The organism is Micromonospora sp. BQ11, from assembly GCF_052068135.1.
Classification (GTDB): Bacteria; Actinomycetota; Actinomycetes; order Mycobacteriales; family Micromonosporaceae; genus Micromonospora.
Genome location: NZ_JBQHDB010000004.1, coordinates 239,113 through 253,232, shown reverse-complemented (window position 1 = coordinate 253,232; position 14,120 = coordinate 239,113). Strand labels below are relative to the sequence as shown.

At 71.6% G+C, this 14,120-nt stretch carries 12 protein-coding genes; 5 read left to right on the top strand and 7 right to left on the bottom strand.

The window, feature by feature from the left end:
• Positions 1–141: 141 nt before the first annotated feature.
• On the top strand, positions 142–1,212 hold the full coding sequence (locus ACTMSW_RS10805) for a phosphotransferase family protein (protein ID WP_441180405.1): 1,071 nt from the start codon (positions 142–144) through the stop codon (positions 1,210–1,212).
• Positions 1,212–2,432, top strand: coding sequence for an acyl-CoA dehydrogenase family protein (locus ACTMSW_RS10800; RefSeq protein ID WP_441180404.1), 1,221 nt, complete (start codon positions 1,212–1,214; stop codon positions 2,430–2,432). Before ACTMSW_RS10805 ends, ACTMSW_RS10800 begins: the two co-directional genes overlap by 1 nt.
• Positions 2,433–2,572: 140 nt before the next feature.
• Here the strand turns inward: ACTMSW_RS10800 and ACTMSW_RS10795 are convergent, their stop codons facing one another.
• The 6 genes from ACTMSW_RS10795 to ACTMSW_RS10770 all read right to left on the bottom strand — a co-directional run bounded on the left by ACTMSW_RS10795 (position 2,573) and on the right by ACTMSW_RS10770 (position 9,131).
• A complete protein-coding gene (locus ACTMSW_RS10795) occupies positions 2,573–3,619 on the bottom strand; it encodes a LacI family DNA-binding transcriptional regulator (protein WP_441180403.1) in 1,047 nt (348 codons plus the stop codon).
• Between the two features lie 82 nt (positions 3,620–3,701).
• The gene (locus ACTMSW_RS10790) at positions 3,702–5,135 is read right to left on the bottom strand and encodes a GH1 family beta-glucosidase (protein ID WP_441180402.1); all 1,434 of its coding nucleotides are present in this window, start codon (positions 5,133–5,135) and stop codon (positions 3,702–3,704) included.
• On the bottom strand, positions 5,132–5,974 hold the full coding sequence (locus ACTMSW_RS10785) for a carbohydrate ABC transporter permease (protein WP_441180401.1): 843 nt from the start codon (positions 5,972–5,974) through the stop codon (positions 5,132–5,134). Before ACTMSW_RS10785 ends, ACTMSW_RS10790 begins: the two co-directional genes overlap by 4 nt.
• Before the next feature lie 10 nt (positions 5,975–5,984).
• The gene (locus ACTMSW_RS10780) at positions 5,985–6,956 is read right to left on the bottom strand and encodes a carbohydrate ABC transporter permease (protein ID WP_441180400.1); all 972 of its coding nucleotides are present in this window, start codon (positions 6,954–6,956) and stop codon (positions 5,985–5,987) included.
• A gap of 110 nt (positions 6,957–7,066) precedes the next feature.
• Complete coding sequence (locus ACTMSW_RS10775; RefSeq protein WP_441180399.1) at positions 7,067–8,356, bottom strand: ABC transporter substrate-binding protein; 1,290 nt, start codon at positions 8,354–8,356, stop codon at positions 7,067–7,069.
• A gap of 229 nt (positions 8,357–8,585) precedes the next feature.
• The gene (locus ACTMSW_RS10770; RefSeq protein WP_441180398.1) at positions 8,586–9,131 is read right to left on the bottom strand and encodes a plasmid pRiA4b ORF-3 family protein; all 546 of its coding nucleotides are present in this window, start codon (positions 9,129–9,131) and stop codon (positions 8,586–8,588) included.
• 152 nt (positions 9,132–9,283) lie between these two features.
• Between ACTMSW_RS10770 and ACTMSW_RS10765 the strand changes: the two genes are divergently transcribed.
• Together ACTMSW_RS10765 and ACTMSW_RS10760 are read left to right on the top strand one after the other, a co-directional pair.
• Positions 9,284–10,030, top strand: a complete 747-nt coding sequence (locus ACTMSW_RS10765; protein ID WP_441180397.1) for a pyrimidine reductase family protein — start codon at positions 9,284–9,286, stop codon at positions 10,028–10,030.
• A gap of 40 nt (positions 10,031–10,070) precedes the next feature.
• Positions 10,071–10,487: a DUF7144 family membrane protein gene (locus ACTMSW_RS10760; protein ID WP_441180396.1), complete on the top strand. Its 417-nt coding sequence runs from the start codon at positions 10,071–10,073 to the stop codon at positions 10,485–10,487.
• 8 nt (positions 10,488–10,495) lie between these two features.
• On the opposite strand, the gene ACTMSW_RS10755 is transcribed toward ACTMSW_RS10760, so the two are convergent.
• On the bottom strand, positions 10,496–12,070 hold the full coding sequence (locus ACTMSW_RS10755) for a hypothetical protein (RefSeq protein WP_441180636.1): 1,575 nt from the start codon (positions 12,068–12,070) through the stop codon (positions 10,496–10,498).
• Positions 12,071–12,364: 294 nt separating this feature from the next.
• On the opposite strand from ACTMSW_RS10755, the gene ACTMSW_RS10750 reads away from it, so the two are divergent.
• On the top strand, positions 12,365–14,116 hold the full coding sequence (locus ACTMSW_RS10750) for an ATP-binding protein (RefSeq protein WP_396713433.1): 1,752 nt from the start codon (positions 12,365–12,367) through the stop codon (positions 14,114–14,116).
• The last annotated feature ends 4 nt before the right edge of the window (positions 14,117–14,120 follow it).

Below are 14,120 nucleotides of genomic sequence, written 5' to 3'. Positions count from 1 at the left end.
CCTCCGCTCGGCGGGCCGGCACGGCGGCCGGCAGGCTGGGCACCAGCCTGTCCCGTGACCATTTCGTCCCCGTTGCAGCGCCATGTCCCGGGGGCAAAATCTGACCTTGACAAGAAAGCTGAGCTGCCATCAACTAATCGGATGACCGAGCCGGCCCTCGACGCGCACGCCCCCGCCCCCGCACCGCGAGGGCTGGACCTGGACCGGCTCACGGCGTACCTGACGGAGCACCGTCCCGAGCTGGCCGGCGGCGAGCTGCGGGCCACCCTCATCGCCGGCGGCAAATCCAACCTCACCTACCTCCTCCGGACGGGCGGGCAGGAGGTGGTGCTGCGCCGGCCGCCGCTCGGGCACGTGCTGGCCACCGCGCACGACATGGCGCGGGAGTTCCGGGTGATCTCCGCACTCGCCCCCACCGCCGTACCGGTGCCGGCCGCGCTGCTGCTGTGCGAGGACGCCGAGGTGATCGGAGCGCCGTTCTACCTGATGGAACGCGTCCACGGCGAGGTGTTCCGCAGCCGCGGTCAGACCGACCCGCTCAGCGCCGCCCAGCGCCGCGACCTGGCCATGGCGATGATGGACACCCTCGCCGCGCTGCATACCGTCGACCCCGCGCAGGTCGGGCTGGCCGACTTCGGCCGCCCCGAGGGCTACCTCGCCCGGCAGGTCCGGCGCTGGGCCGGGCAGCTCGACCGGTCCCGCAGCCGTCCCCTGCCGGGCATCGAGGAGCTGCGCGACCAGCTCGCGGCCACCGCACCGGAGGGCGCCAACGCCGGCCGGATCGTGCACGGCGACTACCGCCTGGACAACCTGCTCGCCACCGTCGAGCCGGTCGCCGTACGGGCCGTGCTGGACTGGGAGATGGCCACCCTCGGCGACCCTCTCGCGGACCTCGGGCTGCTGCTGACCTACTGGGACGTGCTCGGCGACAGCGACGCCGCCGCCGGCAACCCGGTCGCCGACGGCCTCGGCCCGCGCGCCGGCTTCCCCGCCGGCGCCCAGCTGATCGAGCGGTACGCCGGCCGCAGCGACGTCGACGTCGGCCCGCTGCACTGGCACATCGCGCTCGGCTGCTTCAAGCTCGCGGTCATCTGCGAGGGCATCCACTACCGGCACACGCTCGGCCAGACGCTGGGTGAGGGCTTCGACCGGATCGGCGACATGGTGGAGCCGCTGGTCACACACGGACTGCACGCCGTCAGGGGGACGTGATGGACTTCGCGTACGACACCCGCACCGAGGAGCTGCACGGGCAGCTCAGCGCCTTCCTCGACGAGTGCGTGTACCCGGCCGAGCCGGTGCACGCCGAGCAGGTCGAGGCGACCGGCGACCCGTGGGCACGGCCGGCCGTGATGGCCGAGCTGAAGGCCGAGGCGCGCCGGCGGGGCCTGTGGAACCTGTTCCTGCCCGACCGGCGCTACGGTGCCGGGCTCACCAACCTCCAGTACGCGCCGCTGGCCGAGCTGACCGGCCGCAGTCCGCACCTGGCCCCGGAGGCGCTCAACTGCGCCGCACCCGACACCGGCAACATGGAACTGCTCGCCGAGTTCGGGTCCGACGCCCAGCGGGACCGGTGGCTGAAGCCGCTGCTGGAGGGCGAGATCCGGTCGGCGTTCTGCATGACCGAGCCGGACGTCGCCTCGTCCGACGCGACCAACATCGCCACCCGGATCACCCGCGACGGTGACGAGTACGTGATCAGCGGGCGCAAGTGGTGGTCCTCCGGTGCGATGGACCCGACCTGCGAGATCTTCATCGTGATGGGCAAGACCGACCCGACCGGGGACCGGCACCGCCAGCAGAGCATGGTCCTGGTCCCCCGGGACACCCCCGGCGTCACGGTCCGCCGCGGCATGCGGGTGTTCGGCTACACCGACGCCGCGCACGGCGGGCACGCCGAGATCGACTTCGACGACGTCCGCGTACCGGCGGAGAACCTCATCGGCGCGGAGGGCACCGGTTTCGCGATCGCGCAGGCCCGGCTCGGTCCCGGCCGCATCCACCACTGCATGCGGCTGATCGGCATGGCGGAACGCGCCCTGGAGCTGCTGTGCCGGCGGGCGGCCGAGCGGGTCGCCTTCGGCCGGCCGCTCGCCGAGCAGGGCGTGGTGCGGGAGTGGATCGCCGAGTCCCGGGTCCGCATCGAGCAGGCCCGGCTCCTGGTGCTCAAGACCGCCTGGCTGATGGACACCGTCGGCAACAAGGGCGCGCACACCGAGATCCAGGCCATCAAGATCGCCACGCCGGCGATGGCCGAGTGGGTGGTCGACAAGGCCATCCAGGGGTACGGCGGCGCCGGCGTCAGCCAGGACACCCCGCTCGCGGGGCTGTGGGCCGCCGCTCGTACCCTCCGCCTGGCCGACGGCCCCGACGAGGTGCACCGCTCCTCCCTGGCCAAGCGCGAACTCCGCCGCTGGACCACGCCCGCCTGACCAGCCCCGCTCTCCCTCCCCCACCCCCTCCCTCAGCGCGCCGGTCCGCAGTTTCAGCGAAAGAGTGGCTATTCCGCGTCGAATAGCCACTCTTTCCCTGAAACTGCGCCGAGGGTGGGGGTGGGGGTGGGGGTGGGGGGTCAGGCGCTGGCGCGTTCGATGAGCTGGGTGTCGAGCAGGAGGTGCGGGGAGGACAGTTCCTCGCCCCGGATGCGGCTCACCAGCAGGCGCGCCATCTGCCGGCCCATCTCCTCGACCGGCTGGAAGACCGTGGTCAGCGGCGGATCGGCCTGCCGGGAGATCGGCGCGTCGTCGAAGCCGATCACCGCCACGTCGTCGGGGACGCGGCGGCCGGCCTCGCGCAGCGTCCGCAGCGCGCCGAACGCCATCAGGTCCGATGCGACGAAGACCGCGTCCAGGTCGGGGCAGGCCTCCAGCAGCCGGCGCATCCCGGCCACCCCGCTCTCCTCGCTGAAGTCCCCGTACGCGATGAGGTCCTGGTCGAGCCCGCCCCCGGCGGCCTTGACCGCCTCCTTGTAGCCGGTCAACCGCGCCAGGCCGGCGCCCATGTCCTGCGGGCCGGCGATGGTGGCGATGCGGCGCCGCCCCCGCGCGGCGAGGTGCTCCACCGCGTTGCGGGCGCCGCCGACGTTGTCCACGTCCACGAACCAGGCCGGCTGGGCGCCGGGACGCAGCATCCGGGCCGGACGACCACCGAGCACGGTGGGCAGGCCACGCTCCTCCAGCAGGGTGGGCAGCGGGTCGGCGTCGTGCAGCGACAGCAGCAGGACACCGTCGACGTGCTGGTTGGTGAGGTGGTGCTCGACCCGTTCGCGCTCGATCGGGGACTGCACCATGGCCAGCCAGAGCTGGAGCGGGGTCTCCAGCAGTCCGGAGCTGACGCCCCGGACGATGCCGGCGAAGAACGGCTCCGTGAAGACCCGTTCGCCCGACTCGGACACCACCAGGGCGATGGAGTCTGTGCGCTGGGTGACCAGGGCCCGGGCGGCTCGGTTCGGCACGTAGCCCAGCTCGGCGATGGCCTGCTGCACCGCGGCCCGCGCCTCCGGGCTCACCTGGGGAGAGCCGTTGACCACGCGGGAGACCGTGCCCCGCCCTACACCGGCGCGGGCGGCGACCGCGTCGAGGGTCGGGCGCCCGAGCGACCGGGTGCGCTGCGTTGTCATCGTCTGCTCCTCCGACGTCGGGCGGACCCGGTGCCACCCCGCGGGGTGCGGCACCGGGACCGCCCGGATGGCTGGCCCGAGCCTATTGTGCGGCCAGACCGTTGCGTCGGATCACCTCGGCGTACCACCTGGCGCTGGACTTGGGGGTGCGGACCTGGCTGTCGTAGTCGACGTGGATCATGCCGAACCGCTTGGTGTAGCCCCAGGCCCACTCGAAATTATCCATCAGTGACCAGGCGAAGTAGCCACGCAGGGGCACGCCCGCCTCGATGGCCTCGTGCGAGGCGCGCAGGTGGGCGTCGAAGTAGGCCAGCCGGTCGACGTCGTCGACCTCCCCGTCCACCACCGTGTCGACGAAGGCGGAGCCGTTCTCCGTGACGTAGAGGGGCAGGTCGGTGTACTCCTCGTGGACCCGCCGCAGCGTCTCGGTCAGGCCGGGGGCGTCGATCTCCCAGTTCATGTCGGTGACCGGTACGCCCCGGGTGACGAAGCGCACGTCCTCGCTGCCCGGCCAGCACGACGGCGCCCGCCAGTACGCCTCGGGCTGCTCGCCCGGGACCGAGGCGGCCACCACGTGCCGGCTGTAGTAGTTGATCCCGACCAGGTCCAGCGGGCTGGAGATGGTCGCCAGGTCACCGTCGCGCACGTGGCCGAAGTCGGTCACGCCGGCGAGGTCGGCCATCAGGTCCGCGGGGTACGCGCCGCGCAGCAGCGGGTCGAGGAAGAACCGGTTGGCGAGCCCGTCGATGCGTCGGGCGGCGTCCACGTCGCCGGGCGCGTCACTGGCCGGGGTGACCGGGTAGAGGTTGACGGTGACGCCCACCTCGGCGGTCGGGCGGGCGGCCCGCAACGCCTGCACGCCGAGGCCGTGACCGAGCATCAGGTGGTGCCCGGCACGGACCGCGTCCGCCCCGTCGGAGCGGCCCGGCGCGTGCACGCCCGACCCGTAGCCGAGGAACGCAGAGCACCACGGCTCGTTGAGCGTGGTCCAGTACCGCACTCGGTCGCCGAGCGCGTCGGCGACCAGCGCGGTGTAGTCGGCGAACCGGGCGGCGGTGTCCCGGGCCGGCCACCCGCCGGCGTCCTCCAGCGGCTGCGGCAGGTCCCAGTGGTAGAGGGTGAGCCACGGCTCGATCCCGTGGGTCAGCAGCTCGTCCACCAACCGCCGGTAGAAGTCCAGGCCGGCGGCGTTGGCCGGGCCGGACCCGCCCGGCTGCACGCGCGGCCAGGAGACGGAGAACCGGTACGACTTCAGCCCCAGCTCGGCCATCAGTGCCACGTCGGAGTCCAGCCGGTGGTAGTGGTCGCAGGCCACGTCACCGGTGTGCCCGCCCACCACCCGGTCCGGCGTGTGGCTGAAGGTGTCCCAGATCGACGGGGTCCGGCCGTCCTCGGTCGCCGCGCCCTCGATCTGGTACGCCGCGGTGGCGGCGCCCCAGAGGAAGCCGGGCGGGAAGGTCAGCGGAGGACGCTCGGCGAGGGCACCGGCGGCGGGCGGGCGGACGGGGTTGCTCACGATTTGACGGCACCTTCCATGATCCCGCCGATGATCTGGCGGCCGAACAGGAGAAAAACGAGCACCAGGGGAATGGTGCCCACCGCGGTGGCGGCGAACACCTGGGAGTAGTCGGTGTAGTAGGCGTACGAGAGGAAGGAGAGCGAGACCTGGAGGGTCGGGTTCTCCGGGGAGAGGACCGCGTACGGCCAGAGGAACGAGTTCCAGGTCTCCATGAAGGTCAGCAGGCCGAGTACGCCGGCGGCGGGGCGCAGCGCGGGCAGCACGATGCTCCAGTAGATCCGGAACGTGCTCGCGCCGTCGACGCGTCCGGCCTCGATCAGCTCGTCGGAGATCGCCTGGCTGGCGTACTGCCGCATCATGAAGACACCGAAGGCGCTGACCAGGAACGGCACGGTGACGGCGTAGAGGGTGTCGTACCACCGCAGGTCCTGCATCATGCCCCAGAGCGGGATGAGGCCCATCTGGGTCGGGATCATCATGGTGACGATGATCGCCAGCAGCAGGATGTTCCGCCCCCGGAACCGCAGTTTCGCGAAGGCGAAGCCGGCCAGCGAGCCGGTGAGCACCACCGACAGGGTGACCACCGAGGAGACGATGATCGAGTTCATCATGCCGGTGAGGAAGTTGGCGGCGTCGTTGTCGAGCACCCGCCCGAAGTTGTCACCGAACGCTCCACCGGGGGTCAGCGGCGGCGGCACGTCGTTGATGGAGTCCAGGCTGCGGGTGCCGATCACCACCATGTAGTAGAAGGGGTAGATCGACAGCAGCGCCGCCAGGACGAGCGCCACGTAGGTCAGCGGACTGGTGCGCCACAGGCGCTGGGAAGCCGAGATCATCGATCTCTCCTCACTTCGCCGAGCGGCGGACGAGTAGGAAGTTGAACAACGACACCACGAGGATGATCATGAAGATGGCCCAGGCGACCGCGGCCCCGTAGCCCGCCGTGTTGAGGTTCACGATGCCCATCTCGTACATGTACATGGCCAGCGTCTGGAACTCCCGCTGGTTGCCGCCGATGATGTTGCCGTTGCCGAAGAGCAGGGGCTCGGTGAAGAGCTGCATGCCGCCGATCGTGGACAGGATGACCACGAAGATGAAGGTGGGCTTGAGCATGGGCAGGGTGATCCGCCAGAACTGCCGCCACTGGCTGGCGCCGTCGATCGCCGCGGCCTCGTAGAGGTCCTTCGGGATCGCCTGCATGCCGGCGAGCAGGATCAGGGTGTTGTAACCGGTCCACCGCCAGTTGACCATGGAGGCGATGGCGGTCCAGGAACTCCACCGGTGCCCGTCCCAGTCGACCGGGTCGACACCGACGAGGCCGAGCAGCCAGTTGAACAGGCCGAACTCCCGCTGGAACAGCATCCCGAAGACGATCGCGACCGCGGCCACCGAGACCACGTTCGGCATGAAGATGGCCATCCGGAAGAAGGTCTTGGCGCGCAGGAAGGTCCGGTTGAGCAGATTCGCCAGGAAGAGCGCGAGCAACAGCTGCGGGATCGTCGACAGGGCGAAGATGCCGATCGTGTTGACCAGCGCGTTCCAGAAGTACTCGTCGGACGCCAGCCGAGTGTAGTTGTCGAAGCCGATGAACGCCCGGTCGCCGATCATGTCCCAGTCGTGCAGGGACATCCACGCGGTACGCACCATCGGGTACAGCCCGAACGCCCCGAAGATCAGGAAGAACGGGGCGATGTAGAGGTACGGCGAGTACTTGAGGTCGAGGCGGGTGAGGAGATATCCCCGGCGACGTCGGGGAGGGACGTCGGGGGACGGCGGTGCTGCTGGCGACGGCGGTGCCGTCGTGGCCGACAAGCTCATGCGAGTTTCCTTTTCCGGCGAGGCCCGGAGGCCCTCGCGCAGGGCGCAACGCGGAGAGGACCGACCGGTGGCGTCCGGGAGGTCCCGAACGCCACCGGCAGGGAAATCACTCAGAAGGCACCCTGCGTCTTGGCGTCCTTCGTGAACTGCTCCCAGGCCTTGGCCTTGTCGGCCTGCCCGTTCTCGAACGCCCGCAGGGCCGGCTCGAGCGCGTTCTCCTTCACCGCCTGGTGCTTCGGACCCAGGTGGATCGGCTGGATCTTGGCGACGCTGTCCCCGAAGATCTTGCCGGTCGGCGCGTTGCTGAAGTACTCGTTGGTGTAGCTGAGGAACGCCTCGTTCTTCAGCGCCTCCAGGTTGGTCGGCAGCGGACCCTTGGCCTTGAAGGCCTCCACCTGGCTGGTGGCGCTGGTCAGGTACTCGGCGAGCTTCGCCGCCTCCTTCGGGTACTTGCTCTGCTCCGGAACCGCGAGCCACGAGCCACCCCAGTTGCCGCCGCCACCCGGCACGGCCGCCACGTCCCACTTGCCCTTGTTGGCCGGACCGGAGTTGTCCGAGACGATGCCGAGCATCCAGGACGGGCAGAACGTGGCCGCGAAGGTGCCCTGCTTGAATCCGCCCGACCACTCCGGTGACCAGGTGGACGCCTTGGCGGAGATGTCCACCATCGAGGTGGCGGTCTCCCAGGCGTTCTTCACCGCGGGGCTGGTGTCCGCGATGATGTTGTTCTCCTTGTCGTAGAACAGATCGCTGCCCTGCTGGAAGAGAACTCCGTTGGAGACGGCGGTGATCGAGTCGATGAACGCCTTGCCGCCGCTGCCCTGCTTGTACTTGCGGCCGGCCTCGTGGAAGCCCTTCCAGTCCGCCCAGAGCGCCGACACCTGGTCCCGCTCGGTGGGCAGGCCGGCCGCCTGGAACAGGTCCTTGCGGTAGCAGACGGCGAGACTGCCGACGTCGGTCGGGAGGCCGATCAGCCGACCGTCCGGTGCCTTGCCGAGCTCCCACTTCCAGGGCAGGTACTCCTTGGAGTGGTCGGCGACCAGCGGAGTGAGGTCCGCCCAGTTGCGCGGGTTGGCCTTGAACTCGTTGAGGATGCCCTCTTCCAGGGCGACGACGTCGGCCGCGCCCTTGCCGGTGGCGAGGTAGCGGACCAGCTTGGGCCGGTACTCGCCGAGCTGGGCGGTCTTGCGCAGCTCGACCTTGATGCCGGTGTCCTTCTCGTACTGCTTGACGATCTCGTCGTAGCCGAACTCGCCGAACGTGTCGACGACCAGCTTGGCCGGCTTCTCGCCGGCGGCCGGCGCGTCGTCGTCGCTGCCGCATGCCGCGAGACCGCTGACGGCGGTGATCGCGGCCAGGGCGACGGCCGCCAGGCGGGTGCGCCGCGTGGTGAGGCTCATCCTGACCCCTCTTTCGGTGGTGAGGCTTGTCTGTCGGGTGTGGTGGGGGGTGCCGTGGCGAGGGCCGGAGCCCGGTACCGACGGGTGGCTCGCCGGCGTGGGTGGGTGATCCGCACCACGCCGGGAGCGCTCCCATGAGATTGCCGCCGGGTATCGGGGGTGTCAATAGGCCGTTGGGAGCGTTCCCAGATCGTTACCGCCGGAAGGTGACAGCTCGCCGGGTGGATTCTCAGCAGAGGCGACGCAGCAGCGTCGAGACCGGACCGCCATCGAAGGCGGCCGGGTCGAAGCGGTCCCCCACCCAGTCGCGCATGTCCCAGTGGTCGGGATGCCCCGGATCGGCCAGCGCGGCGAGCAGGAGCTGGTAGCCGGACGGCCCGCCGACGCCCTCGGGCGGGCCGGCCCGTTCCCCGTCGACGCAGGACGGGTAGCGCCCCTCCGGGTCTGCGGTGAAGACGTCCTCCACCACCAGGTCGTGCTCCCACCAGTCACCGAAGTCGTACGTGTAGTGGAACCGGCTGCCCTTGCCGACCACCGCGTCCAGCCGGACGTCCAGCTCGTCGTCCACGGCCAGCTCGCCGTCCGGGTCGGGCTCGCCGTACTGGGCGCCGTCGATCTCGAACGAGTGCAGGTGACAGTCCCGCCAACCCACCGCGTACTGCACCACCCGGTGCACACGGTCGAGGGTGTAACCACCGGGCACGAGCACCCGGCGCCAGACCGGCGGCCGGACCCCGGTCAGGGAGATCCTCAGCTGGAAGATCTGACGCGGCATAGGGTCCCACCCTCCTGAGGGAACTAGGCTGCGAACATGATCTGCCGAGCGTGCCGGGCCAGGCGGCACGACGACTGTCGGGGTCGGAACTGGTGCGACTGCCAGCACCGTACCCCCCGACCCACCCCTCCGGTCACCGGTCCGGCCAGCGAATGAGCGTCGGAATCCCGATCTCGCGGCTCTGGCCCGACCCCTCGCCGGAGCCGCTGGACGACGCCGCGCTCACCGCTCTCTACGGCCGCGCCGACCGTCCCCACCTGCGGGTGAACTTCGTGGCCAGCGTCGACGGCGCGGTCACCGTCGACGGTTACTCCGCCGGTCTGTCGGGCGAGCCGGACAAGCGGGTGTTCGGGTTGCTGCGGATGCTCTGCGACGCCCTGGTGGTCGCCGCCGGGACCCTGCGTCACGAGGGTTACCGCGCGGTCCGGCTCAACGAACGCCGGCGCGCCTGGCGCCGCGAGCACGGCCTGGCCGAGTACCCCACGCTCGTCGTGGTCTCCGGCTCGCTCGACCTCGATCCCGGGCAGGCGGCCTTCGCCGACGCCCCGGTGCGGCCGGTGGTGCTCACCCGGGCCGACGCCACCGCGCCGCCCGGCCTGACCGACGTCGCGGACGTGGTACGCGTCGGCGGCGACCGGGTGGACCTCACCGCCGGTCTGGCCGAGCTGCGCGGCCGGGGCCTCGACCAGCTGCTGTGCGAGGGCGGCCCACACCTGTTCGGTGGGCTCACCGCCGCCGACCTGGTCGACGAGGTGTGCCTGACGGTCGCCCCGCTGCTCGCCGGGCCCGGGCCGGGCCGAATCACCGCGGGCGAGGAGGCCGCCGTCCGCCACCTGCCGCTACGACACGTCCTGGCCGCCGCCGACGGCGTGCTCATGCTCCGTTACGCGCGCGACTGACCCGCACGCGACCCGGTCCGCGCCCGTCTAGCCTGGGGAAATGAGCACTCCGCGGGTGACCGACGGCGTCGGGGCGCCACCCGCCGGGACGCGCCGGCCACTGCTCGCCGCCGGCCTGCTGGCCGGCGCCGGTCTGCTCGACCTGCTGGGAGCGCTGGCCGACGCCGGCCGGGACTCCTTCGCGCTGATCACCCGGCGGGGCGTCTACGAGCTCGACATCACCATCTGGGCGTGGTCGCACGCGGGCGTCAGCGCGGCGACGGTGCTCGCCGCGCTGCTCGTCCTCACCGGCCGCCGCTGGGCGGTGCTCGTCGGCCTGGTGGCCGCCGCCGTAGCGATCACCACCGACCTCCTCATCTTTCCCTTCGCGCCGTGGCGGGCGGCCCTGACGCTCGGCCTCAACATCGCGGCGGTCCGGCTGTTGCTCCAGTACCGCCGACCCCGGCCGCCCGGCTGAGCGCACTCTCAGCGCGCCTCGCAGATCCGTCCGGTGAACGCCGGGTCGGCCTCCCGGCCGGCCGCCCACACCGGGTTGAGGGACAACGCCAGCGGGGGCGGCTGCCAGCCGGCGCCCAGCCGCTGGAGCAGGCCGTACTCCTCCCGTGGTCGGGTGGTCATGTCGCCGGTCAGGAAGTCGACCAGCCGGTCGTGGACCGCCCGCTGCCGCAGCACCCCACCGTGCAGGGCGGGCAACTGGAAGACCGGGATCCGGGCGTACTCCCCCGGCGGCGCCTCGGCGGCGCTCACCGTGGGCAGGAAGGCGATCATGCGTACGCCGGGCACCGGGCAGAGCGTCCGGTTGCGGTAGAACGGCGCGTCGACCAGCACCGACCGGACGAACGGCTCGTCGGGGCTGTTCTTCACCTTTTTCGGCAGGTTGGCCAGCGCGGTGATGCCGCGTAGCTGCCACCCGGTGGCCACGCCCCATCCGGAGTAACCGGGCGGCGGGTAGTAGGCCCGCCCCGGCCGGACCAACGGACTGAACATCATGGCCGCCTCGACCGGCCCCTCCGGCCACTTCTCCAGGTACGTCCGCGCCACCATCGCGCCCTCGCTCTCCCCGAGCAGGGCCACCGGGCGCCCGGTCCGCCGGTGCAACAGGTCCACCTGCGTCGCGAGCAACGCCGCGCTGGAGTCCAGCGAGCGGTGGGTGGCCGCCGGGTCGTACGGCAGGGGGCGCTGCCGGTCGTCCAGGCCCCGGTAGGAGAAACGCTCGACGCGAGGGTCGGGCGGCGGTCGCCCGTCCCAGCTCGAGTCGTGCCCGGCGATGGCGATCACCGCGTGCGGCACCTGGTCCGGCAGGCGTTCGACGACGACGGGCGGACGCCATTCGCCGTCCCCGCCGGCGACGATGCCGATCACCGACTGAGCCACCACCGAGCCGACCAGGACCGCGACGACCGCCAGGGGCGCGACCGGGACGCGGGCCCAGCGGAGGCGGCGCGGCTGGGCGGCGGCGTGCACGGTCTGCCGCCACAGCAGCCCGTTGCCGACGCCGGCGAGGCCCGCCACCACGACGACGGCCCAGCCGGGCGCGTTGGCGATCAGGGCGCCCGAGACGGTCAGCACCGCGAAGTTGAGCAGGGACCAGCCGAACATCCCCGCCGAGGGCAGCCCGCGCCACCAGTGGGCGACCACACCCGCGCGTTGCAGGAAGGGTGCCAGCAACAGCATCGGCAGCAACGAGGCGAACAGGTACCAGGAGAGCCCGACCGCCGAGAAGGCCACGGCGAGCGCCGCCCACGGCGAGATGATCAGCGCGGCGAGCGCGGCGACCTCCAGGTTGCGCAGGACCAGCCAGCGCCGGGAGGGGCGGGGCACGTCGTCCGGCCACGCCAACGCGGTCAGCCCGGCGGAGAGCAGACCCCGGAGCAGGATCAGGAGCAGCAGGCCGAGGAAGAAGGTCGTCCACGAGTCGTGGTAGACGAACAGCCACCGCAGATCATGGTAGGAGTCGTACGGCCAGACGGCGGTGGCCTGCGGCGCGAGCGGTTGCGCCGCCCTGAACCCGATGGCCACCAGCACCACGGCCTCCGCCATCGCCGGCACGACCGCGAGAGCGAGCAGCGCCGCCAGTCGACCCCGCGTCGATGCCACGCGTCCTCCCGCCCGTCACGCCGTCGGCCTGTCCGAAGCATCCCCCGGGCGGGACCGGCCGGAGGGCCGGATCGGTGCATCACGCGGACACGGGACGTCGAAGGACGGTCACCCAGAGCGAGGGCGGATGGCGACCCACGTGGCGTCCGCCGCGTCGCGTGGCGGCCTGTCGTACGTCTCGGGCAGGATGCAGGGCGTGTGCCCCGCCCGCGACGACCAGCCGGAAAGAGTTGCCCCATGACCGACGAGGCGTTCGACGGCCCGGCCGAGCAGGTCGGGCGGGTGCTCGGCACCGCCGACGCCACCCCGTTGCAGTTCTGGACGGCGGTCTCCCCCGGCAGCTACCTCCAGCTCGACGACGTCGTGGTGACCCGCCGGGAGCTGCCCGACCGTGAGCCGGTGACGATCGCCGGCGTGGTCACGCAGGTGCGGGCCCGGCACGAGGGTGCCCAGTTCGACTCCGACGTCTTCGCCATCGCCGACGGCACCCTGCCGGCCCAGGTGCAGGAGGCGGCCGAGATCACCACCACCCGGGTCGACCCGGAGCTGTACGTCCCGCCCTCGCCCGGTGCGGTGGTGCACCGGGCGACGGGCGACGCCCGGGCCCGGGCGCTGCACTTCGACCGGATGGAGCGGCGCATCCCGATGGGCATGGGCCGCGACGGGGTGCCGGTCTACCTGAACGCCGACTTCCTCGACGGCAGCCGGGGCGCGCACGTGTCGATCTCCGGTATCTCCGGCGTCGCCACCAAGACCAGTTTCGCCACCTTCCTGCTCTACTCGGTCTTCCGCTCCGGGGTGCTCGGCGGCGACGCGGTCAACGCCAAGGCGTTGATCTTCAACGTCAAGGGCGAGGACCTGCTCTTCCTCGACCACCCGAACACCCGCCTCGACGACGCGACCCGCGCGGCGTACGCCCGACTCGGCCTGGCCGCCGGGGCCTTCCCGGACGTCCGGGTCTACGCGCCGCCCCGGGTCGGTGACTCCTCCGGCACACCGGACGTGAGCAGCCGCCTCACCGGCGTGGACAGCTTCTACTGGACGCTCGCCGAGTTCTGCGCCGACCGCCTGCTGCCGTACGTGTTCGCCGACGCCGACGACGAACGCCAGCAGTACACGATGGTGGTGCACTCGGTCGCCGCCCACCTGGCCCGGCACGCCCAGCCGGCCGACGGCGGGGTGAGCCTCGACGGGGTGCGCCTGGGGTCGTACGCGGATCTGGTCGACCACATCGTGGAGCAGCTCAACGACGACGAGACCCGCTCCGAATGGGCGGGCAGCGCGGTCGGGCTGGGCACGGTCAACGCGTTCGCCCGGCGGTTGATCGGCAGCAAGAAGGACCTGTCCCGGCTGATCCGGGGCGACCTGGCCACCCGCCGGCCGCACAGCATCAACACCGCCGAGTCCGCCCAGGTCACCGTGGTGGACCTGCACAACCTGCCGGACCGGGCGCAGCGCTTCGTGGTGGGTGTGACGCTCAAGGCCGAGTTCGAGCGCAAGGAGAAGTCCGGCACCGCCAAGCCGCTGCTCTTCGTCGTGCTCGACGAGCTCAACAAGTACGCGCCCCGGGAAGGCTCCTCCCCCATCAAGGAGGTGCTGCTCGACATCGCCGAGCGGGGGCGCTCGCTCGGGGTGATCCTGGTCGGCGCGCAGCAGACGGCGAGTGAGGTGGAGCGGCGGATCGTCACCAACTCGGCGATCCGGGTGGTCGGCCGACTCGATCCGGCCGAGGCGTCCCGGCCGGAGTACGGCTTCCTCCCGCCGGCCCAACGGCAGCGGGCGCTGCTGGCCAAGCCCGGCACGATGTTCGTCAACCAGCCGGACATCCCGGTGCCGCTCTGCCTGGAGTTCCCGTTCCCGGCCTGGGCCACCCGGGTCTCCGAGGCCGGGCGGGCCCCGTCGCAGACGCTCCGCTCGATCACCGGTTCGGCGGACCCGTTCGCCGTCGTGGGCTCCGGCGGCGGCAGCGATGACGACATCCCGTTCTAGGGGC

What these genes read in the sequence shown, in the direction of transcription:
- ACTMSW_RS10780 (WP_441180400.1), bottom strand. Translation starts at nt 6,956, where the DNA reads ATGAGCTTGTCGGCCACGACGGCACCGCCGTCGCCAGCAGCACCGCCG.
- ACTMSW_RS10765 (WP_441180397.1), top strand. Translation starts at nt 9,284, where the DNA reads ATGAGCGTCGGAATCCCGATCTCGCGGCTCTGGCCCGACCCCTCGCCG.
- ACTMSW_RS10750 (WP_396713433.1), top strand. Translation starts at nt 12,365, where the DNA reads ATGACCGACGAGGCGTTCGACGGCCCGGCCGAGCAGGTCGGGCGGGTG.
- ACTMSW_RS10800 (WP_441180404.1), top strand. Translation starts at nt 1,212, where the DNA reads ATGGACTTCGCGTACGACACCCGCACCGAGGAGCTGCACGGGCAGCTC.
- ACTMSW_RS10755 (WP_441180636.1), bottom strand. Translation starts at nt 12,070, where the DNA reads ATGGCGGAGGCCGTGGTGCTGGTGGCCATCGGGTTCAGGGCGGCGCAA.
- ACTMSW_RS10770 (WP_441180398.1), bottom strand. Translation starts at nt 9,131, where the DNA reads ATGCCGCGTCAGATCTTCCAGCTGAGGATCTCCCTGACCGGGGTCCGG.
- ACTMSW_RS10775 (WP_441180399.1), bottom strand. Translation starts at nt 8,356, where the DNA reads ATGAGCCTCACCACGCGGCGCACCCGCCTGGCGGCCGTCGCCCTGGCC.
- ACTMSW_RS10760 (WP_441180396.1), top strand. Translation starts at nt 10,071, where the DNA reads ATGAGCACTCCGCGGGTGACCGACGGCGTCGGGGCGCCACCCGCCGGG.
- ACTMSW_RS10805 (WP_441180405.1), top strand. Translation starts at nt 142, where the DNA reads ATGACCGAGCCGGCCCTCGACGCGCACGCCCCCGCCCCCGCACCGCGA.
- ACTMSW_RS10795 (WP_441180403.1), bottom strand. Translation starts at nt 3,619, where the DNA reads ATGACAACGCAGCGCACCCGGTCGCTCGGGCGCCCGACCCTCGACGCG.
- ACTMSW_RS10785 (WP_441180401.1), bottom strand. Translation starts at nt 5,974, where the DNA reads ATGATCTCGGCTTCCCAGCGCCTGTGGCGCACCAGTCCGCTGACCTAC.